The sequence below is a fragment of the Microvirga sp. KLBC 81 genome (genome assembly GCF_003075415.1).
GTDB lineage: Bacteria > Pseudomonadota > Alphaproteobacteria > Rhizobiales > Beijerinckiaceae > Microvirga.
Window position 1 is genome coordinate 1 of sequence record NZ_QDAH01000144.1, and the last position, 7,644, is coordinate 7,644.

General features: G+C 62.1%; 6 protein-coding genes. 2 read left to right on the plus strand and 4 right to left on the minus strand.

Translation table 11 applies throughout. From position 1 onward, the window contains the following. Positions 1-348: 348 nt before the first annotated feature. The 4 genes from DC522_RS31710 to alr form a co-directional block, all read right to left on the minus strand. Positions 349-1,815, minus strand: coding sequence for an NAD-dependent succinate-semialdehyde dehydrogenase (locus tag DC522_RS31710; RefSeq protein ID WP_165820410.1), 1,467 nt, complete (start codon positions 1,813-1,815; stop codon positions 349-351). 139 nt (positions 1,816-1,954) lie between these two features. Then, positions 1,955-2,335 (minus strand): RidA family protein, encoded by a 381-nt coding sequence (locus DC522_RS31715; RefSeq protein ID WP_116532439.1) that lies wholly within the window; start codon positions 2,333-2,335, stop codon positions 1,955-1,957. Between the two features lie 39 nt (positions 2,336-2,374). Next, positions 2,375-3,625 carry a D-amino acid dehydrogenase gene (locus tag DC522_RS31720; RefSeq protein ID WP_116532440.1) on the minus strand — a complete coding sequence of 417 codons (1,251 nt, stop codon included), beginning with the start codon at positions 3,623-3,625 and terminating at the stop codon, positions 2,375-2,377. 24 nt (positions 3,626-3,649) lie between these two features. After that, complete coding sequence (gene alr / locus DC522_RS31725) at positions 3,650-4,783, minus strand: alanine racemase (RefSeq protein ID WP_116532441.1); 1,134 nt, start codon at positions 4,781-4,783, stop codon at positions 3,650-3,652. Between the two features lie 126 nt (positions 4,784-4,909). Here alr and DC522_RS31730 point away from each other — a divergent pair, with 126 nt between their 5' ends. Together DC522_RS31730 and DC522_RS31735 are read left to right on the plus strand one after the other, a co-directional pair. Further along, on the plus strand, positions 4,910-5,374 hold the full coding sequence (locus DC522_RS31730) for an Lrp/AsnC family transcriptional regulator (protein ID WP_116532443.1): 465 nt from the start codon (positions 4,910-4,912) through the stop codon (positions 5,372-5,374). 439 nt (positions 5,375-5,813) lie between these two features. After that, positions 5,814-6,560, plus strand: a complete 747-nt coding sequence (locus tag DC522_RS31735; RefSeq protein WP_116532442.1) for a Crp/Fnr family transcriptional regulator — start codon at positions 5,814-5,816, stop codon at positions 6,558-6,560. The last annotated feature ends 1,084 nt before the right edge of the window (positions 6,561-7,644 follow it).

A 7,644-nucleotide genomic window follows, 5' to 3' on the forward strand; every position in this document is an offset into this window, starting at 1 on the left:
CAGCCTGAACGCTGACCGCGCCTCAACAGCTCTAATGCATAATGAATTCGCCAGCAGTATCTTTTTCGAAGCAAGTCTATCCCAGCGGTGTTCCGCTTCGCAATCAGATGCGAGATGCGGCGGACGAAAGCCCGCAGGATCGACCTCGTCTCAAAGTTAGCCGTGTTTGGTTGATAATGCCGCCCGTGCGATCAGGCACAGATCTTGTGCTAATCCCATCGCGCGTGGAGATTGGCCGAGGCTCCAACGTCATGGCTGCTGGCGCGACGCCAGCAAGCCCGCTCGCGGTCCTGCGGCGCGGTTAGGAGAGGGCGCATGGTGCAATCGCTGCCTGACAGCTCTCCAGGGCTACAGCCCTCCCATGCAGAGGTACTTCATCTCGAGATAATCCTCCAGACCGTGGCGCGATCCCTCGCGACCGATCCCTGACTGCTTGATGCCGCCGAACGGTGCAGCCTCGGACGACATGCGCCCGGTATTAATGCCGATCATGCCATATTCGAGGGCCTCAGCGACGTGCCAGACTCGCTTGAGATTGGACGCATAGAAGTAGGCTGCGAGACCATAAATGGTGTCGTTCGCCTCGCGGACCACCTGACCGGGATCGTCGAAGCGGATGATCGGGGCCAACGGTCCGAAGGTTTCTTCCTGGGCCAACCGCATCGTGCCCACCACGTCCGTAATCACAGTGGGCTCAAAGAACGTTCCCGAGGTGCCGATCCGGCGGCCCCCGCAACGGACCGTCCCGCCTTTTTGCAGAGCATCGGCAACATGGCCTTCGATCTTTACCAGCGCCCGTGCATCAATCAGCGGGCCGACCGCGACATCCGGCTGGAAACCATCTCCGACCACGAGCGTGCGCACACGCTGCGTGAATTTCTCGGCAAATTCATCATGCACGCTGGACTGCACGTAAATCCGGTTGGCGGACACGCAGGTCTGGCCGGCGTTGCGGAACTTCGCCTGGATGGCGCCATCCACGGCAGCGTCGACATCCGCATCATCGAAGACGATGAAAGGAGCGTTGCCGCCAAGCTCGAAACTGATCCTCTTGATCTGATCCGAACACTGCCTCATGAGCAATCGTCCGACCTCGGTCGACCCGGTAAAGCTGATCTTGCGTACCTTGGGGTTGGCGCACAGCTCGCGGCCAACCGCATCGCCCTCCAACGCGTAAATGAGATTGAGAACGCCATCGGGAAACCCTGCCATGCCCGCGAGCCTGACCATGGCGCCGGCCACAAGAGGCGTTTGCTCCGCAGGCTTCAGCACGATGGTGCAGCCGGCGGCGAGCGCCGGTGAAATCTTGCGTGCAACCATCGAGGCGGAAAAATTCCACGGCGTGATCGCACCAACCACCCCGACCGGCTGTTTGATTACCAGCATCCGCCTGTCGTTGGACGGTGCCGAAATCGTCTCGCCATAGATGCGATTGGCCTCCTCGGCATACCATTGGATATAGGCTGCGGCATGGGCGATTTCTGATTTCGCCTCGGCAAGCGGCTTGCCCATTTCCGCCGTCAGGATGGCCGCAAGATCGTCCCGGTATTCAAGGATCAGCCGGTGCCATTCCCAAAGGATGTCAGAGCGCTCGCGTGCCGTCAGTCCGGCCCAGTGTCCCTGCGCAGCTTCGGCGTTGCTGACGGCCTTTGAGACATCCTCGACATCCATGTCCGGGAGCTCGGCCAGCCGTTCGCCGGTAGAGGGGTTGAACACCGGAAACCGCTTCGCCGGTTCCGTCCCACGCACATCAGGCACGAAGGCCAGATCGGCAAACAGTTCGGGATTTCTGAGGTGTTTGGTCAACGACTGCATCAAGGTCAAACCGATCTCTCCCACGATGTCGACGGTTGGCAGATCCGCGTAAATGACTGCTCAGCCTATCAAACGACACTGCCAGAGTAGTCAGGACCGACCACCCCGGCATTTTCTGCCCGTATACGACGGGGGTCGATCAGTCGAGAGCGATGATGGCCTCGATTTCGACTTTCGCGCCCTTCGGCAACGCCTTCACCTCATAGCAGGCACGGGCGGGATAAGGGGTCGTGAAGAACCCGGCATAGACGCGATTGATGTCAGCGAAATCAGCAAGATCCGTCAGGAGCACCGTCGTCTTGACGGTTTTGGACAGCTCGGAGCCAGCGGCCCTGGCGATCGCGGCGAGGTTCTTCAGGCATTGCTCGGCCTGCTCCACCGCGTTGGCCGAGTTGAACTCGCCTGTGGCGGGATCGATCGGCAGCTGACCGGACACAAACAACAGGTTGCTGGCTTTAATAGCCTGCGAGTAAGGGCCGACAGCGCCTGGGGCGTTGGCGGTGGAAACTGCAGCGATCATGCATTGATCCTCCATGAACGAGACGTGGATGAGATGCGGTCAGACGTACCGGGCAATCGCCAGGTCGGTCGCATCGATTTCCGGCTTGCGGCCCGAAACCAGATCGGCGATCACGCGGGCCGAGCCGGAGCTCATCGTCCAGCCGAGCGTCCCGTGACCGGTGTTGAGGAACAGGCCGGCGATCGTCGTCGGGCCGATCACTGGCGTGCCGTCCGGCGTCATCGGCCTCAAGCCCGACCAGAACGAAGCCTTGCCAACATCGCCGCCGGGGAAGAGATCCATGACGGAATGTTCCAGCGTGCGGCGGCGCGCCTGGCCGAGATCATTGGTATAGCCGGAAATCTCCGCCATGCCGCCGACGCGGATGCGGTCGCCGAGCCGGGTGATGGCGATCTTGTAGGTCTCGTCCATCACGGTCGATTCCGGCGCGCGCGCGGCGTCGGTGATCGGAAGGGTCAGCGAATAGCCCTTGACCGGATAGACCGGCAGCCTGACGCCGTACCGCTTGAGGAGCAGCGGCGAATAGCTGCCGAGCGCGACGACCACGGCGTCGGCGGAGAGGTTCTCGCGGCGTGTGACGACGCCGCGCACGCGGCCGCCTTCGACACCAAGCCCCTTGATCTCGGTGCTCCAGGAGAAGCGCACGCCCAGCTCTTCCGCCTTCTGCGCCAGCGCAGTGGTGAACTTGAAGCAGTCGCCGGTCTCGTCCTTCGGCGTCAGAAGGCCGCCAACGATCTTCTCCCGCACATGGTTCAGGGCCGGCTCCACGCGAATGCAGCCGTCGCGGTCGAGAACCTCGTAAGGAATGCCGTCGGCGGCGAGCGCCGTGACGTCCCTGGCCGAGGCGTCGAGTTGCGCCTGGGTGCGGAACAATTGCAGGGTGCCCTGCATGCGCTCGTCATAGGCGATGCCGGTTTCCGCGCGCAGCGCTGCAAGCGAGATGCGGCTGTAGTCGGCAAGCCGCAGCATACGGCTCTTGTTGACCGCATAGCGCTCGGAGGTGCAGTTGGAGAGCATCTTCACGAGCCAGGACAGCATGGCCGCATCAACCTTGGGGCGCAGAATCAGCGGCGCGTGCTGCATGAACAGCCACTTCATCGCCTTCATTGGGATGCCGGGCGCGGCCCAGGGCGAGCAATAGCCGAAGGAGACCTCGCCGGCATTGGCGAAGCTCGTTTCCAGGGCTGGGCCCGGCTGGCGGTCGATGACCGTCACCTCGTGGCCGGCCTTGGCCAGCTGATAGGCCGACGTGACGCCGACGACGCCGGCGCCGAGAACGCTTACTTTCATGATGTCCTCACTGGAAAGAAAGGGTCAGCGATATCGCCGCTGAAAACGAGGCCCGAGACTGGTCAGGATTTCGTAGGAGATGGTTGCGGCGTCACGCGCCAGGTCCTCCAGCGTTTGGTTCGGGCCCAGGACTTCGACAAAGCTGCCCAGCGTCAGGGTTCCTTCCGGCAGGGCGGACACATCGACGGTGATGCTGTCCATCGACACGCGGCCGACGATCGGCAGGCGCACGCCCTCATAATAGACGGCGCCGCGATCGCTCAGGCTGCGGGGAAGGCCGTCGGCGTAGCCTGCGGCGATCGTCGCAAGACGCGCCTGTCGCTTGGCGACATGAATACCGCCATAGCCGACCTTTGTGCCTGCCGGCACGGTGCGAACCTGCACGACAGAGACATCGAGGCTGACGACCGGCTCCATCGGGTTCGGCGCCCCAGTGGTTGGCGCGCCGCCGTAGAGCGCGATGCCGGGACGGGCCAGGGCGCCCCGATAGCCATCGCCGAGAAACACGCCGCCCGAATTGGCGAAGGACGTGTCGAAGCCGCCGAACTCGACGGCAATGCGTCTCATCTCGGCCAGCTGCTCGCCGTTCTGGTCGCTGTCCGGCTCGTCGGCGCAAGCCAGGTGGCTCATGATGAACAGGATCTCGACATGCCCGTCCGTCCTCAGGGCTTCCGCCAGGGCAGGGCGTTCGTCGGGCGGAAAGCCGAGGCGCGACATCCCCGTGTCGAACTGCAGCACAGCCGGCAGAGTGTGGTTAAGGGACCGGGCTGTTGCCGACCATCGCCGCCACTGCTCCATCGAGTTGAGAACCGGAATGATGCCGCCCTCAGTGCAAGCGGTCTCACGGCCGGGTTGCAGCCCGTTGAGCACGAAGACCTGCGCGTCGCGAGGGAGCATGGGCCGCAGATCCATGGCCTCACTGAGGTGGGCGACGAAGAAATGCCGGCAGCCTTTGCGGGAGAGGATTTTTGCGACCCGCTCGATACCCAATCCGTAGGCATTGGCCTTGACCACAGCGGCCACGCGGGCTGGCGCGACGGTCGCCGCAAGCCTGTCGTAATTGCGGCCAAGGGCTGAAAGATCAATTGTCACACAGCCGGTGGCTCCGTGGACATTGGCGCCCGTGCTCGCGTCGGAAACTGAAACCGTGCTGACCATCTTTGCCCTCTTGATGGAGAGGCAATGTATGAAATAAGGAACGAAATTGTCCGCCTATTTGCGATTGATTGTTGCAAAATGTGACGTCAGCGCCGCATGTTCTTCTAAGCTTTGGCCTCTTCTATCATGACGGGTCTCGACACCATCGACCGCAACATCCTGAAGCTCCTGCGTCTTGACGCCCGCATGAGCAACGCCAAGCTGGCCGGTGAGGTTGGCCTCTCGCCATCCGCCTGTCTGCGGCGCATCAAGATCATGGAACAGGCCGGCGTGATCCGCGGCTACACCGCCCTGGTCGACACTTCGAGCGGCGAAGCGACGATCGCCGTCATCATCAACATTACTCTTGAACGGCAGACCGAGGATTACCTTGATAAGTTCGAAGCGGCTGTCCGCAAGCATCCTGAGATCAGGGAATGCTATCTGATGACCGGCGGCTCAGATTACCTGCTCCGTGTTGAAGTAGGCAACGCTGGGGAGTTCGAGCGGATTCACAAGGAGGTTCTGTCGACGCTTCCCGGCGTCTCGCGGATCCATTCCAGTTTTTCGATCCGCAACGTGCTGGCGGTCCGGCGGGAGATCAGGCCGTAGCCGGTTCCGATCGGATCCAGGGAGGGATGGATATTGGAAGACATCGCCTGTCAGGCACGCGAACGTTCAAGCGTTCGGACACGCCGGATAGATCGGCCCACAGGTCATGCTCAGTCAGCTCAGCTCCTCGCCTTCATGACCAGAAAATCGCGGAACACCTGTCCACAGCAAATCCCCTTCGGCAGCTCTCCTAGCCTCTGGCTGAGGCGGCGCCAAGCTGTAATTCCTACGTTGAGCGCCAGAGCGAGGCGAAAGCGGCCGCCGGCGTGCGGTTCAACGGCTTCTTCTGTTTCAGCTGATCCAGGCCGATTGACACCGGCACTTCGGCACTTTACGGCAGACAACCGCCCACTGGGCCGTGCGAAGACCGGTCACCGGGTCAGCCAGCCTCGACCATTGTCAGACTGGTTCCACTCCCCCGTCACGATAGGCTGCCCTGATGATCTCTGGCACGACGGCATTCGACCACCGGGCCAACCGCTTTCTCGCGGCCCTGGATCCTGACGACTATGCTGCTCTGGAGCCTCATCTCGAGAGCGTCGACCTACCGCGCGGGACCGTTCTGTACGAGACGGGCGATCCGCTCACCCACACCTATTTCCCGCATGACAGCGTCGTGTCGCTGGTCACGGTGATGGAGGACGGCCACTCGGTCGAGATGGGGGTGTTCGGCCGCGAGGCCCTGGTTGGCATCGTGACCGCAGTGATCACCCGCAAGGCTCTGGGGCGCTACATCGTCCAGCTTCCCGGCGCCGCCTCCCGCATTTCCACCGAGCGCATGCACGAGGCGATCGCCACCCGTCCGGCCCTCCGGCACACTTTCCTGCGGGCCAGCGAGGCGCTGATCAGCCAGACGCTGCTGACGGTCGCCTGCAATGCGGTTCATGACGTCGAGGCCCGGTGCTGCCGTTGGCTCCTGAGCACGCACGACCGGGTCGACCGGGACACCCTGCCGCTGACGCACGAGTTGCTGGCCGAGATGATGGGCGTGCAGCGCTCCACCGTCAGCACCGTCACGCGGGCGCTCCATACTGCCGGACTGATTGCACAGGGCCGGGGCGGGATCACGGTGCGCGATCGGGCCGGGCTCGAGCGGAGGGCCTGCGAGTGCTACGGCCGCATCCGCCGCAGCTTCGAGCATCTTCTGCCCCGCAGCTATCCGGCATCGGGCCGCAGCCGGACGTAAGGCAGAGGCGGCGCAGCCAGAGTGGCTTGCAGCATAAAGGCCAACAGGAACGGTCCCCCTTCTTCGGCTCGAGCCTGGATTCGCGACATGTGTGGACATTGGGTAATCGCGGGAGCGAGTTGCGCCGAACCAGTCACGCTCATGGAAGCAAGTGGCTGTTCCCCATAGGATGGAAAACGAGCTCACGACGGGAAGCCGGGCTGGCGGCCGCCAACGATATCCCGATACCCTCCTGCTGGACCTGATCCGTCCGGCCACCGTTCGCATCCAACCTGGATGCGCCGAGACGTCCCTGCGGGGACGTGAGCAGGATGGTTCCGCGTGATGGGGTGCACCTGCCCATCGATGAGCGGAGTGCGTCGTCTCCATTGAAACATCTGGCCTGCGAAAGCCTATTAGGCGGCGGCTGATGTCGACCCCATAGCTGCATCGGGATTAAGGCTAAACATGCACATTTTATGCGTTATCGACGCTGTCGTTGCAGGATTTGAGACAATTGCAGCCTCATGATGCAGTCAATTGCACTCCGTTCCCGGCTAAATTGCAGCAGTCTGGTAGACGCCACTTCGGCGGCCCAATCTACGAAAGCGCTTTTGACCTGAGCTTGAACCCAACGCGCGGCGACGGCAGGTTGCTGCTGCGCCAAGGACACTCGCAGGCGACTGACGGGCGGGCGACGATACTGGTTGGTCCCGTAGAGGCCATCCAAGTTGGGCGGACCGCCACCAGTCAACAAGGGCCCAAGTGTAGGCCACATTGGCCGCTGTAGTACCAACGACTGTAACCCAGAATATGGGTCGCCTGAACGTCCCAAGCGTCGACACGTCTGCGAGTGTGTAATGCAGATATGACAACGGAAACTGCAAATTTTGATGACTGACAGGTTCTGCGGAAATTCCATTGAAGCGCATCAGCACTCTGACTTGGTGCCAGGAGGTAGCTATGAACACAACTGAACAGGAACGCATCACGGTCGAAGAGATCAAGGCCAAGACGGAAGGAGTTATGAGACCTGTGCGCGGGTGAGGAAACTGCGGTCCTGATCGACTGTGAGAGATGCCCTCTACGTTACTTCTTCCAGACC